Origin of the sequence: Methylobacterium sp. Leaf108, assembly GCF_001423265.1 — a bacterium.
Taxonomy (GTDB): Bacteria; Pseudomonadota; Alphaproteobacteria; order Rhizobiales; family Beijerinckiaceae; genus Methylobacterium.
Genome location: NZ_LMND01000001.1, coordinates 394,251 through 411,166 on the forward strand (window position 1 = coordinate 394,251; position 16,916 = coordinate 411,166).

The 16,916-nt window shown below is 71.3% G+C and carries 11 protein-coding genes and 1 tRNA gene; 9 read left to right on the forward strand and 3 right to left on the reverse strand.

Translation table 11 applies throughout. From position 1 onward, the window contains the following. Positions 1–3: 3 nt before the first annotated feature. Positions 4–327, forward strand: a complete 324-nt coding sequence (locus ASF39_RS01865) for a phosphoribosyl-ATP diphosphatase (protein ID WP_055879585.1) — start codon at positions 4–6, stop codon at positions 325–327. 32 nt (positions 328–359) lie between these two features. After that, positions 360–1,343, forward strand: a complete 984-nt coding sequence (gene coaA / locus ASF39_RS01870) for a type I pantothenate kinase (RefSeq protein WP_055881099.1) — start codon at positions 360–362, stop codon at positions 1,341–1,343. A 15-nt stretch (positions 1,344–1,358) separates the two neighbouring features. Here coaA and thpR read toward each other — a convergent pair whose 3' ends face one another. Then, positions 1,359–1,916 (reverse strand): RNA 2',3'-cyclic phosphodiesterase, encoded by a 558-nt coding sequence (thpR, locus tag ASF39_RS01875; protein ID WP_056280707.1) that lies wholly within the window; start codon positions 1,914–1,916, stop codon positions 1,359–1,361. A gap of 37 nt (positions 1,917–1,953) precedes the next feature. After that, entirely contained in the window at positions 1,954–3,792 is a 1,839-nt protein-coding gene (locus ASF39_RS01880; protein WP_055879591.1) for a chloride channel protein, read from the reverse strand. A gap of 162 nt (positions 3,793–3,954) precedes the next feature. On the opposite strand from ASF39_RS01880, the gene ASF39_RS01885 reads away from it, so the two are divergent. Further along, positions 3,955–4,031, forward strand: a tRNA-His gene (locus ASF39_RS01885). Between the two features lie 247 nt (positions 4,032–4,278). On the opposite strand, the gene ASF39_RS01890 is transcribed toward ASF39_RS01885, so the two are convergent. Further along, positions 4,279–6,237, reverse strand: coding sequence for a polysaccharide deacetylase family protein (locus ASF39_RS01890; RefSeq protein WP_056280710.1), 1,959 nt, complete (start codon positions 6,235–6,237; stop codon positions 4,279–4,281). 270 nt (positions 6,238–6,507) lie between these two features. Here ASF39_RS01890 and ASF39_RS01895 point away from each other — a divergent pair, with 270 nt between their 5' ends. From ASF39_RS01895 to ASF39_RS01920, 6 genes are all read left to right on the forward strand, one after another. Then, entirely contained in the window at positions 6,508–8,109 is a 1,602-nt protein-coding gene (locus tag ASF39_RS01895; protein ID WP_156648271.1) for a hypothetical protein, read from the forward strand. 197 nt (positions 8,110–8,306) lie between these two features. Further along, on the forward strand, positions 8,307–10,532 hold the full coding sequence (locus tag ASF39_RS01900; protein WP_056280713.1) for a tetratricopeptide repeat protein: 2,226 nt from the start codon (positions 8,307–8,309) through the stop codon (positions 10,530–10,532). 106 nt (positions 10,533–10,638) lie between these two features. After that, positions 10,639–11,691, forward strand: a complete 1,053-nt coding sequence (locus ASF39_RS01905) for a HEAT repeat domain-containing protein (RefSeq protein ID WP_055879604.1) — start codon at positions 10,639–10,641, stop codon at positions 11,689–11,691. A 19-nt stretch (positions 11,692–11,710) separates the two neighbouring features. Continuing rightward, positions 11,711–13,147 (forward strand): glycosyltransferase, encoded by a 1,437-nt coding sequence (locus ASF39_RS01910; RefSeq protein WP_244472231.1) that lies wholly within the window; start codon positions 11,711–11,713, stop codon positions 13,145–13,147. Positions 13,148–13,513: 366 nt separating this feature from the next. Continuing rightward, positions 13,514–15,589: an EAL domain-containing protein gene (locus ASF39_RS01915; RefSeq protein ID WP_056280714.1), complete on the forward strand. Its 2,076-nt coding sequence runs from the start codon at positions 13,514–13,516 to the stop codon at positions 15,587–15,589. Positions 15,590–15,751: 162 nt separating this feature from the next. Then, positions 15,752–16,903: a diguanylate cyclase gene (locus tag ASF39_RS01920; protein WP_055879616.1), complete on the forward strand. Its 1,152-nt coding sequence runs from the start codon at positions 15,752–15,754 to the stop codon at positions 16,901–16,903. Positions 16,904–16,916: the final 13 nt, after the last annotated feature.

A 16,916-nucleotide genomic window follows, 5' to 3' on the forward strand; every position in this document is an offset into this window, starting at 1 on the left:
CGCATGACTGAGTTCACCCTCGGCGATCTCGAAGCACTGGTGGCGGTGCGGGCGCAGGCCCCGCCGGACCGATCCTACACGGCCAAGCTCCTGGCCGGAGGCCCGGCCAAGGCCGCCAAGAAGCTCGGCGAGGAAGCGGTCGAGGCGGCCATCGCCGCCGTCCAGGGCGACCGGGCGGGCCTCGTCGCGGAGGCGGCCGACGTGCTCTACCATCTCCTCGTCGTTCTCAAGGGCGCCGAGATCGGCCTCGACGAGGTGCTCGCCGAGCTGGAGCGCCGCACCGTGCAGTCCGGGATCGCCGAGAAGGCGGCGCGGAGGCCGGCGTGAGCGAGCGCGACGCGATCCGGCCGACGCCGGCCCTGGGGCAGCCCCTGGGGCAGGACCCCGTCACCGGAGACGGGCCCGAACGGCTCTCCCCCTATCGCATCTTCCCCCGCGAGGATTGGGCCCGGCTGCGCGCGGACACGCCCCTGACGCTCACCGCCGAGGACGTGACGCGGCTGCAGTCCCTCAACGACCCGATCTCGCTCGAAGAGGTGGTGGCGATCTACCTGCCGCTCTCGCGCCTGCTCTCGCTCTACGTCGCGGCGACGCAGGGGCTGTTCAAGGCGACGCAGCGCTTCCTGCTCGCCGAGCAGGATGCCAAGGTGCCCTACATCATCGGGGTGGCCGGCTCGGTGGCGGTGGGCAAGTCGACCATGGCCCGCGTCCTCAAGGCGCTGCTGGCGCGCTGGCCCAACACGCCAAAGGTCGACCTCGTCACCACCGACGGCTTCCTCCTGCCCAACGCCACCCTGCAGCGCATGGGCGCCATGGACCGCAAGGGCTTTCCCGAGAGCTACGACACCGCCGCCCTCCTGCGCTTCCTCACCGACATCAAGGCGGGCAAGAAGCGGGTGGCGGCGCCGCTCTACTCGCACCTCGTCTACGACGTGGTGCCCGGCGAGGAGCGGGTGGTGGAATCCCCCGACATCCTGATCGTCGAGGGCCTCAACGTGCTCCAGCCCGCCCGCCTGCCGCGGGACGGCACCGCGATCCCGTTCGTGTCGGACTTCTTCGACTTCTCGATCTACCTCGACGGTCACGAGGACGACCTGCACCGCTGGTACCTCAACCGCTTCCTGCGCCTGCGCCTCACCGCCTTCCGCGATCCGCTCTCCTACTTCCGCAAGTACGCCGAGGTGACGGAGGCCGAGGCCCTGGAGATCGCCGACCGGCTGTGGACGACGATCAACCTGCCCAACCTGCGCGACAACATCCTGCCCACACGCCAGCGGGCGAGCCTGATCCTGGCCAAGGGCGCCAGCCACCGGATCGAGAGCGTGGCGCTGCGCCGGTTGTGAGCCGGGGCCGGCTTTTCAGGACGCCTCGGTCCCCGAGCCGAGCGGATACGCAGCCTCCACGACATAGGGCCCGCCGCCCTTCGACTCCCGCGCCGAGAACAGCGCGACGCGGCTCGCGGTGAAGGTGAGCGGCGGGAAGAAGCCGGCCTCGGCGAGATAGGCGGCCACATCCATCGCCGAGACCTCGCGGCGCAGGCGCGCCAGGGTGACGTGCGGTGTGAAGGCGCGGCGCTCGGGCTCGGCGCCGGCCTGGCGGCAGATCCGCTCGTGCTCGGCCTGGAGCGCGTCGAGCTCGCGGCAGGGGGCGAGCGTGGCGATGATCGCGCGCGGCTTGTCGCCGCCGAAACTCGCGAGGCCCGACAGGGTGACGGACAGAAGCCCGCGCGGGCGCGACCGGGCGAGGAGGTCGTGGACCTCCTCCGCCAGGGGAATCTCCACGTCGCCGAGGAAGCGCAGGGTCACGTGGAAGTCCGGGGGCGCGATCCAGCGGGCGCCCGGCAGCCCGGCCTGACGGCGCGCCAGCGCATCGGCGATGTCGGGCGGGATCTCGAGGCCGGTGAAGAGGCGGGGCATCGCGGGGCGACTCCGGGTTCGGGTGTGGGCGGGCCGGTCAGACCGTCTCGCCGACCATCGCCCGCCGCTGGCGGTCGAGTTCTTCGCTGTAGCGCTTGAGCGTATGGCTCTCGGTGAGCAGCCCGACGACCCGGCGGGTGTCGCGGGCGTCGAGCACGGCCAGGGCCTCGCTCTCGCTGCGGTCGAAGGCAGCTGCGGCGGCCTTGGCGTTCATCTCTGGCACGAGGAAGGCGTCGCGGTAGCGCACCAGGTCCGACAGCGGCGGCGGGGTCTCGGCCGAGGCCCGCGCCGCGGCGTGGGCCTCGGGCACGAGAACGATGCCGGCATAGCGCCCGGTGACGTCGACGGTCACCACCCGAGAGACCGAACCGAGGGGATGGGCGACGAGGAAGGCGTCGAGCGGCGTCGCGACATCGATCGTGGCCACGTCCCGGCGCATCAGCGCGCCCACCGTGAGGCTGCGGATCCAGCCGATGTCGTGGGCGCTGCGGATGCTCTCGCCGCGCAGGTGGAAGCGCCAGGTGGCGAAGGAATAGCCGAAGGTCTTGCGCACCGTCAGCGAGGAGGCGATCACCGCCGCGAGGACCAGCCCGGTGATGGGCAGGCTGCCGGTGAGTTCGAGGGCCAGGAAGGTCATGGTGAGGGGGCCGCCGATGACGGCGACGGCCAGAGCGCTCATGCCGACCACCCCGTAGGCCAGCGGAGTCAGGCCGAAGCCGGAAAGGCCCGGCAGCATCTCTGTCATCAGGACGGCGAAGACCTTGCCGGCCAAGGCGCCGAGGAACAGCGAGGCGAAGAACAGGCCCCCGCGAAAGCCCGAGCCGATCGAGATCGCCGACGCCATCGCCTTGGCCGCGAACAGCACCATCAGGGCGAGGGCACCGGCCTCGGGCACGGCGTGCCCGAACTGCAGGTGGAGGGCGCCGTGACCGCCCGAGAGGACCTGGGGCGACACCGCCAGCGCCAGGGCGCCGACGCACAGGCCGCCGAGGATCGGGGCGAGGGCGGCCGGCAGGCGGCTGGCGCGGACCCCGGCCTCGACCAGCGTCACGCCGCGCATGATCGCGATGCCGAGGCCCGCGCAGATCAGCCCGAGGGCGAGGCTCGGCAGGATGTCGAGCGCGCTCAAGGGGGCGGTGGTGAAGGTCTCCGGCAGGGTCGCGGCCACGAGGGGCGGCTGCGCCAGGACCGCCTTGGCGACGAGGCTGCCGCACAGGGCCGCCACCACCACCGGCGTCAGGATCGCGATGGAATAGGTGCCCACGATCAGTTCGAAGGCGTAGAAGGCGCCCGTGAGCGGCGCCCCGAAGGCCGCGGCGATGGCGGCGGCCGAGCCGCAGCCGACGAGGGTGCGCAGGTCCGAGCGCCGCAGCTCGAAGGCGAGGCCGAGGCGCGAGGCGAGCCCGGCGCAGAGCTGGGTGTAGCCGGCCTCCAGGCCCACCGAGGCGCCGCTGCCGTTGGAGATCACGTTCTGGAGCGCGAGGAGGCCGGAATCGCGCACCGACATGCGGCCGCCGTGCAGGGCGTTGGCCTCGATGGGATCGATCATCGCCCGGCGCGGCCGCTCGCGCCGCCACGACATCCACACCAGCAGCACGCCCAGTCCGACCCCGCCGACGGCCGGGCCGAGGATCGTCACGACCGGGTCGAGGTCGGTGGCCGCGCTCAGGCGTGCCCCGGCGGGCAACCGATAGAGGGTCTCGCGCAGGGCCTGGGCCGCCAGGCTCATCGCCGCCACGGCGAGGCCCGCGACGCAGCCGACCACGGCGGCCAGGATCACGAGCCCGATCTCGCCCCCGCGCACCAGCGCCCTGAGCCGGGCGGGCACGCGGTTCACGGCCGCCTTCGGGGCGGGTGACGGTGCGTGGATCGTCATGACCGACGGCCCGACCGACCCCGATCGATCCCCTGGTTCCTACACTCTGCTGTCGGCATGGCCCCATGAGGCGCCAACCCGATCGATCGTCAAGGGCGGCCCCGAAGAAGACGCGGCTTGCGCTTGAAAAGCCGGCACGGGCGGGATACACGCCCCTCATGTGCCGCCGTAGCTCAGTTGGTTAGAGCACCAGATTGTGGATCTGGGGGTCCCCCGTTCGAGCCGGGGCGGTGGTACCATAGGTTTCTCGAATTGACCGAAGGGGTTGGCTTGTTGCCGGCCCCTTTTGTCGTTCGGCATCGCTGACGGGAGAGGCTGCTTGGCGAGCGCACGGTCAGCGGCGGTTGCCAAGCCCGTCGCTGATGGACGAGCACGTCTCGAGCTCGATGGTCACCTGCCTCGCGTCGACCATGCGCTTCCCGTAGCTTCGCATGTCGGCTTCGCCCGCAGCCGCGCGGAGACTTTCCGGCCGACGATCACCCAGGGTCACGGTGAAGCGAGGCCGCCTGTTCTCAGCTTGAAATCATCGGACCGCGCTCCGGTGCCCCTCGGGGCGGTGCGGAACCGGAGCGTGGTGGTGCCCACGGGAAGCGGGAGCGTGACCGCGCCGGGGCGCTGCCGAATGCGGGCGTCGGTGACCTCGGAGCCGTCCAGGAACCAGTGCGGCGGGATCTCGACCGTGAGGCCGTCCAGGGCGCGCGGCGCGGTCAGGCGAACCGTGACGCCGTCGCCCTCGCGCCGGGCATCGAGGGCGACGCCGTCCCGGGCCGCCCACCAGGCGCCGAAGTCGTCGACGCTCCCGAACCAGGCCCGGTCCCGCATGGCCCTGGTGAAGCCTCTCACGAACTCGAGCTTGTGGCCGAGGATGTTGGGATGGACCAGGACGGGATAGATGCCGCCGTCGCGGGCGATCTTGCGGGCGACCTCCAGGGATTGCGGCAGGCGCAGGCCCATGAGGGGCGCCCGCTCGTCCTCCACCGTGAGGGGTAACTCGAAGATTCCCGTTTCGGCCTGCGCCCCGCGGCCGTAGGTGAGGCGGACCGGCAGGTGCGAGAGCGCGTTGCCCGCGGTCACGGACGAGCTGTAGCGATACCCCGTCGCTTCGAGCGCCTGGGGCAATCCGCCCGGGTTCGACAGGTGGCCCGGGCGAAAGCTGACCACCTTGGCCGGCGGCGCCAGGGATTCGACGAGGAACTTGCTGACACGCAGTTCCCCCAGGATGGTGCCGTCGCGGGCCTCGTTGCGGTTGACGACGATCGGGCGGTAGGCGGGATATTGCTCCTTGCCGTCGCCCATGGCGAAATTCCGGAAGATCCAGGAGTGGGCGACGGTGTGGCTGCCGAGTTCCATCCCGAGCTCCCCGAGCCGCCTGAGATGGGCGGCGGATTCGTCCGTCAGGATGATCTCGTCGTTGTAGTCGCGCAGGTACTTGGTCTGGATGAAGAAGGTGCCCCGCACGCCGAACTCCTTGAGCAGTTCGGCATAGGCGACCGCGTTGGGCAGGGAGCGGGTGAAGTCCACGTCGAAGGTCATCATGACGGCGAGCGCCTTGCCGTCCGGCACCCGTCCGAGGCTCACCGCCAGCGGTTCGCCCTCGCGCCAGACCTGCCGCAGGAAGCGCAGGACGAGGTCGTTCTGCGGCGAATAGGCGTTGACGTAGTCGCGCTCGATGTCGGCGCCGCGGGCGTTCTGGCCGATCAGCAGCAGGAAGCCCGGATCGAAGCCGAGGGCATAGGCCGCCCCGCCGGTGGGGAAGCGCCGCCGTGTGATCGCCGCCGTGCCGTCCTCGAAGGAGGCCAGCGCGTCCGCTGCCTGGCCGTAGCCGTGGGTGCCGAGTTGCGCCTCCGGATTGCGGGCGGGATCGCCGAAGCGCACGGTCTGCTCCTCGGGCTCGTCGAAACCGAGCCAGGTCCGGCTGGCCCCCGAGAAGCTCATGGCGAAGCGCTTTCGCGAGGGCTGGACGTCGCCGAAGCCGAACACCTCCTTGAGGCCTCCCCCGAGGACGTTGGCCGCCAGGAGCGTTCCGCCGCCCTGCGGATGAGCGGCCAGGGCCCTGAGTTCGTCGGGCTTGAGCACCAGCCCCGAGACGTAGGGATACACCAGCACGACCTTGGACCGAACCGCCTCCGCCACGTCCCGGGTGAGCGTGAAGGGCACGCCCAGGCTCTTCAGGCCGTGGACGAGGCCGAGCCAGGCCGATGCCTCGTCCGTGAGCAGGATGGCGAGGCGGGCGGTGTCCCCGCCGCGGTAGCTGCGCCAATCCGCGGGGCTCGGCGGCTTCACCACCGAGGTTCCGGCCGGGCCCGACAGGCCGCCGAAGATGAAGATCCGCGACCGGTAGTACAGGACCCCGAGGGCGATCGGTGTGAGGAAGACGAGGACGAGAAGACACAAGCCGACTTTCCGCCACAGGTCGCCCTGCTGCCTCGAGGCGCCGTCGCTCATGGTCCACCGTCATCCAGCCCGCGGGCGAGGCTAAGCCCGCAGGGTCAACGGGGGGTTAAGCGCGATCACCGCCCGCCCCGAAGGCGCGATGGCGGCAGCGTTCCTTAAGCGAGCGCCAACCCTCGGGCGCATACCCTGGCGGCGGTCCTCGCGTGAGGCCGCGCGGCACAGTGGATGACAGCGAAGATGAGCCCTCGGGCAAGGCGTATGGCAGGCTCCTTCTCCGCCGTGACCCTCGCGCTCACGATCCTGCAGCAGGGAGGTCCCGCCATGAGCCGAACGGTCGATGGCGGGTCGCCGTACCGGTCAACCCTTTGCCGCACCGGGGACGGCCGGCTGACGATCGCCGATGCGCCGGCCGGATCGACCCCGGCCGAGGGCTGCCGCACGCTTTCCCTCCCGGTGCCGCCGGCCAGCGTCGCCTGGGTCGGCGCGGTGGCGCGATCCGATCCGCCGGGACGCGACCGCCTCGTCCTCTCCGGGACCGGGCAGGGAGCCGGCTTCACGGCCTCGGGTGCCGGTTTCGAGGAGCCGCCGGCGCCGTCGCGCGCCACCCCGCTGGCCCTCGACCGGTCCCTGATCCCGGCGATGACCGCGCGGACCTTCGGCGTCGAGGAGCGCGCCGTCGTGAGCCGCACCGAGGAGGCGGTGACCCTGCGCTGCGGCCCCGGCGTCAGGCCGGCCGGCGTGGTTCTCGATCCCGGCCCGGCGCGACTGCCCGACGGGGCCCGCCTCACCCTGCGCTGGCACGTCACGGGCGATCCCGGTTTCTCGGCGTCCGTGGCCGGTCCGGCGAGCGAGGGAGAGGCCGCCGCTCTTCCCATGGACGGCCGCCTCGACCGGACACCGCCGGCGGGGGACTCGCCACGGTTCGTCCTGGCCTGTCCGCCGTCCGCCGGCACGACGACCCTCCTCGACCTGCGTCTCGTTTCGCAAGCCGCGAACGGCGAGGCCGTCCGGCCGCCGCTGTCGGCCTGGGCCTGGCGCCCGCACCGCTGGCGCGAGGCGCCGGACGACCTCGTGGCCGAAGCCCTGGCGCGCCGGATCACGCGCCTGTTCGTCAGCGTCGCGATCGCCGAGGACACCATCGGCGAGGAGGCGCGGTTCTCGACGTTCGTCGGGCTCGCCCGGGCATCGGGCATCGCCGTGGCGGTGGTGGAAGGAGATCCCGGCATGGCGCTGGACGAAGGCCGAGCGGCGGCACTTCGCCGGCTCGGCGCTCTCGTCGCCTATCAGCGGCGCGCAGCCCCCGAGAGCCGCCTGGCGGGCGTGCAATACGACATCGAGCCCTATCTCCTGCCCGGATTCCAGGCCGACCCGGATGCCATCCTGCGCGGCTGGGCCACCACCCTCGACGCCCTGTCGGCGGCCGCCGACCCCCTCGACCTCGACCTCGTGCTGCCGTTCTGGCTGCCGCTCCACCCTGCCGCCGGCCTCGTGATGCCGGCGGTCGGGCGCGGGGCGAGACGCGTCACCGTGATGGCCTACCGCACGACGCCGGCCGAGATCGTGGCGGCCGCCGAACCCCTGCTCGCCTGGACCGCCTCTGCGGCGCTGTCGCTGCATGTCGCCCTCGAGGCCGGGCCGGTGGCCGACGAGACCGCGCGGACCTACCGCCCCGCCGACAGCGGCGATCTCCTGCTGCTGCCGCAGGCCGGAGGCGATGCCCTCGCCCTCCTCCTGACGGCGCCGATCGGATCGCCTGCGTCAGGTCGAATCTACGCCCTGGAGCGTGAAAGCGTGGCCCCGGCCTCGCGCGTGAGTTTTCTCGGCGATCGCCAGCGACTCGATGACGCCGTCGCGCAGATCTCGACCGGCCTCTCGGCGTGGCCGAGCTTTTCCGGCCTCGCCCTGCATGGGGTGATCGACTGAACGCGCGCGCCGGCTGCTTCACGGCGAGTTAACCACCATCGGACAAAGCTGTGACCTCGTCAGACTATCCTTGAAGGCCCCCAGGGTCGGCGTCGCGTGATCGCGGCGGTGGTCCGCGTCCCAAGCGGGTTCGTCGCGTGAGTTGCCAGCCTTCGCCTTCCCGACGCCGACCGCTCCGACCGCTCCTGCTCCTCGCCGTGGCGAGCCTGTCCGGGATCGCGGCCGCCGCACCCGTGCGGGCCCAATCGACCGACGACGTCACCGCCGAACGCCTGTCGCGCGAGGGTACGAGCGCGCGCCAGGAGGGGCGCGTCGACGAGGCGATTACCGCTCTGCGCCGCGCGACCGCGCTGCGGCCGGCGGACACCGACACCCGGCTCCAGCTCGGCCTCGCGCTGTTCGCCAAGGGCCGCTTCGACGAGGCGGGTGCCACGTTCCGCACGGTGCTGGCCGAAGCCCCCGCCTACGACGACGCGCGGGCCGGCCTGGTGCGGGTCTCGCTGGCCACCAAGGACCTCGACGGGGCCGAGCGGGAGTTGGCCACCCTGAGGCGGAATTCGCCGAACGACCCCGATGTGAAGGCCCTCGAAGCCCAGTTGGCGGCCGCGCGAAAGCCGCCGCCGGAGGCGCGACCGGCGATGCCTGCGAGTGCCGCGACGACGCCGGGGCCCGAGGCCGCCCGCACGGAAGCCCGGAGGCCCTTCGTCGAGGGTCAGGCGGCGCGCAAAGCCGGACAGTTCGACCGGGCCATCGCGCGCTTCTCCGACGCCGTCGCCCTCGATCCCGACGACGTCGACGCGCAGGTGGAACTCGGCCTGTCGCTGATCGCCCGGAACCGCTTTCCCGAGGCGCGCGCGGCCTTCCTCAAGGCGCTGGCCCGCACGCCGGACTACGGCGACGCCCGCCTCGGGCTCGCCCGCATCGCCTATTACGAGAAACGTCCCGCCGAGGCCGCCCGCGAAATCGGCATCCTGCTCGCCCGCGAGCCCAGGAACCGAGAGGCGCTCGACCTCCAGGCCCGGATCGCCCGTGCGAGCGCGGACCTCGTCGCGGCGGCCGAGAAGGCCGCCCGCGACCGCGAGGCCCAGCGGATCGAGCGCGCCAGGAAGCAGGTGCAGGAGGCCGAGAGACGCAGCCGGGACGAGGCCCAGGCCCTGCGCAAGGCGGGACGGTTTCCCGCCGCCGAGGCGATCTACCGGACCCTGCTGCGGGCCCACCCGCGGGATGCCGACCTCCTCGTCTCGGCGGGCGCGATGGCCGCCTTCCAGGGCAAGGCCCGCTTCGCCGACGCCCGCCGCGACTTCGAGGCGGCGGAGGCGATCGCCCCTGACTCCGCCGATGCGATCCTCGGCCTCGCCCGCGTCGATCTCTACGAGAGCCGCCTCGACGATGCTGCGGCACGCATCGCCCGCGTGCTCACCCGCCGGCCGGAGAACACCGAGGCACAGGCCCTGTCGGCGCGGGTGATCCTCGCTCGAGGGGAGCCGGCCGAAGCGGAAGGGATCTTCCGTCAGCTGCGCACACGCCTGCCGCAGGACCCCGACATCCTGCTGGGACTGGGCGATTCCCTGCGCGGAACGTTGCAGGACGACGAGGCCCGCGTCGTCTACCGCGACGCCGCCGCCGTCGATCCGGCCTCGGCCGAGATCGAGGCCCGGCTCGCGCAGGCGATCCGCCCGCGCTGGCGGCTCGACCTCGACGGGTCGGTGAGCAGCCTCACCCGCGACGGCGACGGTTGGCAGGAGGGCAGCGCCCGCCTCGGCTACGCCCTGAACGAGCGCACCACGATCTCGGGCGGCGTCGAGGTCACGAACCGCTTCAGAATCGTCAACACGCTCATCGACGCCCGCCTCGACCATCGCTGGTCGGATGCTTCGACGAGCTACATCCGCCTCGGCGGATCGCCGGACGCGGTCTACCGGCCGATCGTCTTCACCGAGGCCGGCGGATCCTTGCGCGTCTGGAAGGGCAACGCGCATCTCGGAGCGACCCTGCTGACCCTGGACGCCGGCTACGCCAAATACGACGCCACCGAGGTCGAGACGGCGAGCCCCGGGCTGCAGCAGTATTTCCTCGACGGACGCCTCTGGATCTCGGGCAGGGTCATCGGCACGCTGGCGAATTCGCGGGTGACGACGCGCGCACCCGACGGGTTCGCCTTCGTGCGCGACCGCCTCGACAAGTTTGGCGGCTATTCGGTGCGGGTGGACGGCATGCCCACCGACCGCCTGACGCTGTTCGTGGGCTGGGCGGATGCGCCCGACACCTCCGACGGCCGGGTGATCCCCACCCGGGCACTCTACGGCGGCGGCATCTACGACATCGACGACACCGTCAGCGTGAAACTGTCGGCCTCGCACGAGGACCGGGTCAAATCCTTCGATCGCACCAGCGTGAGCGTCGGCCTCACGACGCGCTTCTGATGGCGCGTCCGGGCCCCCCTCCCCCCGCGCGCACGACGCGACGTCCTCACGAAGGCGCAACGGTTCCGTGCCAGGGTCGGGCGGACGGACATTTCGGGCCTCGCACGTGTTCCTGACCCTCATCTGGGAGATCTCGCTGGGTCTCGCGGCCCTCTCGCTGGCGACGATGACGGTCCTCGTCGGGCTGCGCCTGAAGAGCGTCGGGCGCCTGCGCGACGAGGCGCAGCGGCGCGAGACCCTCCTCGGCCTGATGCTGGAATGGACCGAGACCGGCTACGCCAGCCAGGCCGCCGCGATCACCGAGGCCCTGTCGCGGGACCAGAAGCTCGCGACGGACCTCCTCGTCGAGGTCTTCGAGATCGTGCGCGGGGAAGGCCAGCAACGGCTGGCGGCCCTGGCCGAAGCGGCCGGGATCGGGGACCGCCTGCGCCGCGAGCTCGCGACGGGGCCGGTGCGCAACCGCCTCGCCGCCGCCGAAGGCCTCGCCTGGTTCCCGTCGGCGGCGACCTCGCAGGCCCTGGGCAAGGCCGTCCTCGACCGGCACGACGACGTCAGCTTCACCGCCGCGACGACCCTCTCGGCCCACGGCAGCGACCTCATCTTCGATACGGCCCTGATCGCCCGGCTCGCCCAGGCCAACAGCTCCCGCCGCATCGAACTGGTGCTGGCCCAGTTTGCGCAGACGCGGCCGGAAGCCCTGCTCGACCTCGTCGTCGACCCTCGGCAGAGCGACCGCATCCGCACCGCGGGCCTCGACGCGCTGACGCAGACCGGGATCGAGGGCATCCTCGAACTGATCCTGTCCCTGGAACACGCGCCCTCCACCGACATGCGGGTGGCGGTGGCGCGCAACCTCGGCAGCCTCGGGCACCCGGACGGCTACGGCACCATCGCGCGCTACCTGTCCGACGAGCGCTGGGAGGTCCGCTGCAAGGCGGCCGAGGCGGTGGGGCGCGTGGGGCTGCTCGAACTCGGGCCGCAGCTCTGCGACCTCCTGCTCGACGACAACTGGTGGGTGCGCCACCGCGCCGGCGAGGCCCTGGCCCGGCTCGGCGACTTCGGGATCGGCGCCCTGCAGGAAATGGTGGCGCTGGCCGGCCAGACGACGCTCGGCCAGACCGCCGAGCACGTCCTTGCCGAACGCAAGCGACGCGCGTGATGGATCGGGAGAGCGCGTGATGGACCTGACCGGCTTCGACCTCTCGATGGGGACGATCGTCACCTCGACCCTCGAGATCGTCCTGCTCATCGTGATCGGCACGGGCCTCATGCAGAACGGGCTCTACGTGCTGCAGCTCGTCCTGGCGATGCGGGAACTGGCGACGCAGCGCCCGGAGAAGCGCGCGAGCCTGCTCTGGCGGCGCTACGCCGAGATCAGCCCGCCGATCTCGCTGCTGGTGCCCGCCTACAACGAGGAACTGTCCATCGTCGACTCGCTGCGCTCGATGCTGGCGCTCAACTATCCCGACTTCGAGGTCATCGCCGTCAACGACGGCTCCAAGGATTCGACCCTCCAGACGATGATCGACGGGTTCGGGTTGAAGCCGATCCTGCGTCACTACACGGAGGTCGTGCCCCACGAGCGCGTGCGCGGGCTCTACGGCTCGCCGGACTATCCCCGGCTGCTGGTCGTCGACAAGGGCAACGGCGGCAAGTCGGACGCGCTGAACGCCGGCATCAACCTGTCGCGGTTCCCGATCTTCTGCGCCGTGGATGCGGATTCCATCCTCGAGAGCGACGCCCTGCTCCGGGCGGTCCAGCCCTTCATCGACGATCCGGTGCGGACGGTGGCGGTGGGCGGGACCATCCGCATCGCCAACGGCTGCCGGATCGAGCGGGGACGGGTGCTGTCCTTCGGCCTGCCGCGCAACCTCCTGGCCCTGTTCCAGACGATGGAATACCTGCGCGCCTTCCTGATGGCGCGTCTGGCCTGGAGCCGCCTGCGGACCCTGACCATCATCTCCGGCGCGTTCGGGCTGTTCAAGCGCCAGACCGTGATCGAGGTCGGCGGCTACAGCCACCGAACCGTGGGCGAGGACATGGAACTCGTCGTCAAGATCCACCGCCACCTGCGCGAGCGCGCCCAGGACTACCAGATCGTGTTCGTGCCCGAACCCGTGTGCTGGACCGAGGCGCCGGAATCCTGGACGGTGCTGGGCCGTCAGCGCAGCCGCTGGCAGCGCGGCGCGCTGGAGACCTTCTTCCGCCACCGCGACATGCTGTTCCGCCCCCGCTACGGCCGCATCGGCCTCTTGGGCTTCGGTCACGTCCTCGTCGTGGACGTCCTGGGGCCGCCCATCGAGGTGCTCGGCTACCTGCTGGTGCCGATGCTGTGGATGCTCGGCCTGCTGTCGGTGGAGTACCTCCTGGCGTTCCTGGCCCTGACCTTCGTGTTCGGAATCTTCGTGAGCGTCGCCTCGCTCATCCTCGAGGAGATCGAGTTGCAGCGCGTCCCCCGCGTCATGGACCTCGTCCTACTCACCGGCATCGCGGTCATCGAGAACTTCGGATACCGCCAGATCTCCAATTTCTGGCGCCTGCGCGGCATGTGGCAGTACCTGCGCGGCGCCCAGGGCTGGGGCGTGATGAGCCGCGTCGGCTTTCGCGGGGCCTGAGGCCGGCCGTGGACGACAGTGTCGCGACGGGTTGCCCACAACAATCGATCCGGATCTCACCTGATCTTTCGACGCGGCAAGGAATCGCAAAACCGTCGTCAAGACAACGCTTTATCGCAAGGATACCGTCATATGATCCAACGGTATCTTCAATGTGCTTGATATTTATCATGTATATAGTGAACTTCTTATCGGACGACGGAAATCTTTATCGACTTCGGCGCGCGACGACGTTGAAGTTAATTTAACGAACCGCCCGCACTCTCGGGCCGATAGGCGACCTCGTCGAGGAGCGGCGGTTCAGGCAGGATGGGGATGGCTCGAACCTCACGGCGTCTGTCGGAACCGCGTCATCCGGAGACCGGGATGCAACCGGCGATCGACCGTCTTCGGACCCTGTGCGGACTCGCGGCCGAGACGTTCCGGGTCCCCGTCGTGCGATTGATCTTCGACGACCCGGCCCTGGCCCTCCTCGAAATCCGCATGGGCGCGGACCACCCCGAGACCGAATCGGAACGCGAGGCCTGCGCCCGGATTCGTGGGTGGTGCACGAAGGCATTGCCGCCCGGCCTTCCGTCGAGCCCCGGCCTCCGCCTTCTGGCCCGCGCACCGGTCGCCATGGCGGACAGGGGCGCAATCGGCAGCCTGTGCCTGTTCGACGACGCCCACCGCCGGGTCTCGCAGAGCGAGGAGCGGCACTTGGCCGACCTCGCGGCCCTCGTCTCCGAATGGCCGGACCTGCGGGAGGAGGTGGCGGGTGAGGCCCATCCCCCCTACCGGCAGATCCTGGAGATCGCCCAGGACGCCTTCGTGGGAGTCGATTCCGAGGGCGCCATCGTCGAGTGGAACGCGGCCGCCGAAGCGGTCTTCGGCTGGACCGCCGCCGAGGTGCGCGGCCGCCCGATGGCCGAGATCATCATCCCCGAGCCGCTACGGGCCCGGCACGCGGTCGGCATGGCGCGCTACCTCGCCACCGGGGCGAGCGCCGTCGTCGGCCGGTCCCGCCTCGAACTGACGGCCCTGCACAGGAACGGATCGACCTTTCCCGTGGAGATGGCGATCTCCCAGTCGGGCGAGAACGACCGCATGCGGATCTCGGCCTTCCTGCGCGACATCTCGCAGGTGAAGGAGCGGGAGCGGCAGATCGCGCACATGGCCCAGCACGATGCGCTGACGGGTTTGACCAATCGGAGCCGGTTCCATGCCTGCCTCGCCGAACGGCTCGAGCGCCTGGAGCGCGACGGCATCCCCTTCGCGCTGCTCTACCTCGACCTCGACCGCCTCGTGGTCATCAACGAGACCCTCGGCCACAGGGCGGGCGACGCCGTGCTCGTCGAGGTGGCCGCGCGCCTGCGCGGCGCGCTCCGCCAGGAGGACGTGGTGGCGCGCCTCGGCGGTGACGAGTTCGCCATCCTCCAGATCGGGGCGGCCAGCCAGCCCGCCAGTGCCGCCGCCCTGGCCCAGCGCCTCATCGACGCGGTGACGGGGCCGACATGGGTCGAGGGCAAGCTCGTCGAGATCGGGCTCAGCATCGGCATCGTGGTGGTGCCGACCGACGGGCGCGACAGCCGGACCGTGCTCAAGCGGGCCGACCTCGCCCTGGCCCGCGCCAAGGCCGACGGCCGCAACACGCGGCGGTTCTACGAGACCGACATGGATGCCGCCGCGGAGGCCAAGCGCAACCTGGAGATCGACCTGCGCGGCGCCCTCTCCCGCGGCGAATTCGAAGTCTACTACCAGCCGCTCGTCGATGCGCAGAACTTGCGTCCGTCGGGAGCGGAGGCCCTGGTGCGCTGGCGCCACCCGCGCGTCGGCCTCGTCTCGCCCGCAGCCTTCATCGCCCTGGCCGAGGAGACCGGGCTGATCGTGCAACTCGGCGAATGGGTGATGCGCACCGCCTGCCTCGAGGCTGCCGGGTGGCCCGCGCACATGCGGATCGCGGTCAACATCTCCGCCATCCAGTTCCGGCAGGCCCGGTTCGTGGAGATCGTGATGCACGCCCTGGCGGAGACCGGCCTCGCCCCCGAACGGCTCGAACTCGAGATCACCGAGACCGTCCTGATGCAGAGCCTGCCGCAGGTGGTGGACGCGCTCCACCTGCTGCGGCGGTTGGGCGTCCGCATCTCCCTCGACGATTTCGGGACGGGCTATTCCAGCCTGTCGTACCTGCGGAAATTTCCGTTCGACAAGCTCAAGATCGATCAGTCCTTCGTGCAGGACCTCGCCAACCCGGCCACGGCCTCCATCGTCCAGGCCATCGTCGCCCTCGGCCGCGGCCTCGGCATGACCGTCACCGCCGAGGGGGTCGAGACCGAGGAGCAGCGGGCCACGGTCACGCAGTACGGCTGCACCGACCTCCAGGGCTACCTGTTCGGCCGCCCGGGGTCCAAGGACGACTTTTCGCGCGAGCACCTCACCGGCTGCAACCAGCATGCTGCCTGACAGGGGTTCACGCCCCTGCTAAGCAGGCTGTGCGCATGCGGCCTTCCGCTCGAAGAGCGGAGCCGACCGAACGTTCGACCCTGGCCGGCGGTCCCGTTCTTCCTTCCCGGACCAGCCCCGCCGGACGGGACCGGCCTGTCAGCAAACGGATGTGACGACCCGATGGCGAACGACCTCGCGCAACGGCCGTTGCGGCAACGCCAGACCCTGCTCGTCTATCTCGGCACCGTCGCCTTGGCGGTCGTCGCCCTGGCCGCGATGCATGTGGCCACCGCGACGGCGCTCGCCACCCGCCGCGACGCGGTCGTCCTCCTCGACCTCGTGCGCGAGCAGCAGGCCCAGGCCCAGCGGATCGCCTACCTCGCGGCCCGAGCGGCGACGGGGGATACCGCTTCGGAATTCCAGGGCGGACAACTCGTGACGCGCTTTGCGCGCACGCACGAGCAACTGCGCCAGGCCGACCGGGCGCTCGGCGTGTCGCCGGCGTCGGCCGAGGCGTTCCAGGCCCTCTATGCCGCGGGGGAACGTCCCCTGGTCGGGCAGGTCCAGGAGTTCCTGACCCAGGTCCGTTCCGCCGAGGACGGCGCCCGGCAGGATCCGAACAAGGCCGACCGGCTGTCGGCGATCGCGCGGTTCGCCGGCGAGACTTTCCCGTCCGGCCTCGACCCCGTCGTCAAGGCGTACCAGCGCAGCGTCGCAGCCAGGGCCGACTCCCTCGAATGGACCGCGCTCGGCCTCGGTGCCGTCGTCCTCGTCGCCCTCCTGACCCAGGGTCTCGCCGTGGCGAGGCCGACGTGGCGCCGGCTGGGCGCCCATGACGAGGCGTTCACCGCCCTCGGCGCCACGGACCCGGCCGGCGGCGCGCTATCGGCACAGAGCTTCGCCAGGCGCGCAGTCGCGGAGATCCGGCGGGCGCGACGCTATCGCAGGCCCGTCTCCGTCCTGGCGATCGCCACGGGGACCTCGGGCGAAGCCACCGATGGCGCGGTCCTTCGGACTCTCTACGGCGAGTTGTCCGAGACCCTGAGACCCAGCGACATCGTCGGGATGCACGAAACCGGCGTCTTCTCGCTGGTCCTGCCCGAGACCGATCTCGAGGCGGCGGAACTCGCCGGCCATCGCATCCTGCGCGTTCTCGACGGGCGCTCCATGCCGGTCGACGGTCGGGTCGTGACGGTCGCCGTCAGGATCGGGGTGGCGCAGATCCGCGCCGACGAGGCGGTCCCCGACGAGGCCTTGGGGCGGGCCATGGCCGCCCTGCGCGACGCTCGGGCGGGCGGCGGGGACCGCGTGGCGGTCGGCGCCACGCGCTGAGCGATGATGCCCG

Bases quoted from the DNA above. Each gene is read 5' to 3' on its own strand.
- ASF39_RS01880 (WP_055879591.1), bottom strand. From the start codon at position 3,792: ATGACGATCCACGCACCGTCACCCGCCCCGAAGGCGGCCGTGAACCGC.
- ASF39_RS01890 (WP_056280710.1), bottom strand. From the start codon at position 6,237: ATGAGCGACGGCGCCTCGAGGCAGCAGGGCGACCTGTGGCGGAAAGTC.
- thpR (WP_056280707.1), bottom strand. From the start codon at position 1,916: ATGCCCCGCCTCTTCACCGGCCTCGAGATCCCGCCCGACATCGCCGAT.
- ASF39_RS01895 (WP_156648271.1), top strand. From the start codon at position 6,508: ATGAGCCGAACGGTCGATGGCGGGTCGCCGTACCGGTCAACCCTTTGC.
- ASF39_RS01910 (WP_244472231.1), top strand. From the start codon at position 11,711: ATGGACCTGACCGGCTTCGACCTCTCGATGGGGACGATCGTCACCTCG.
- ASF39_RS01920 (WP_055879616.1), top strand. From the start codon at position 15,752: ATGGCGAACGACCTCGCGCAACGGCCGTTGCGGCAACGCCAGACCCTG.
- ASF39_RS01915 (WP_056280714.1), top strand. From the start codon at position 13,514: ATGCAACCGGCGATCGACCGTCTTCGGACCCTGTGCGGACTCGCGGCC.
- ASF39_RS01865 (WP_055879585.1), top strand. From the start codon at position 4: ATGACTGAGTTCACCCTCGGCGATCTCGAAGCACTGGTGGCGGTGCGG.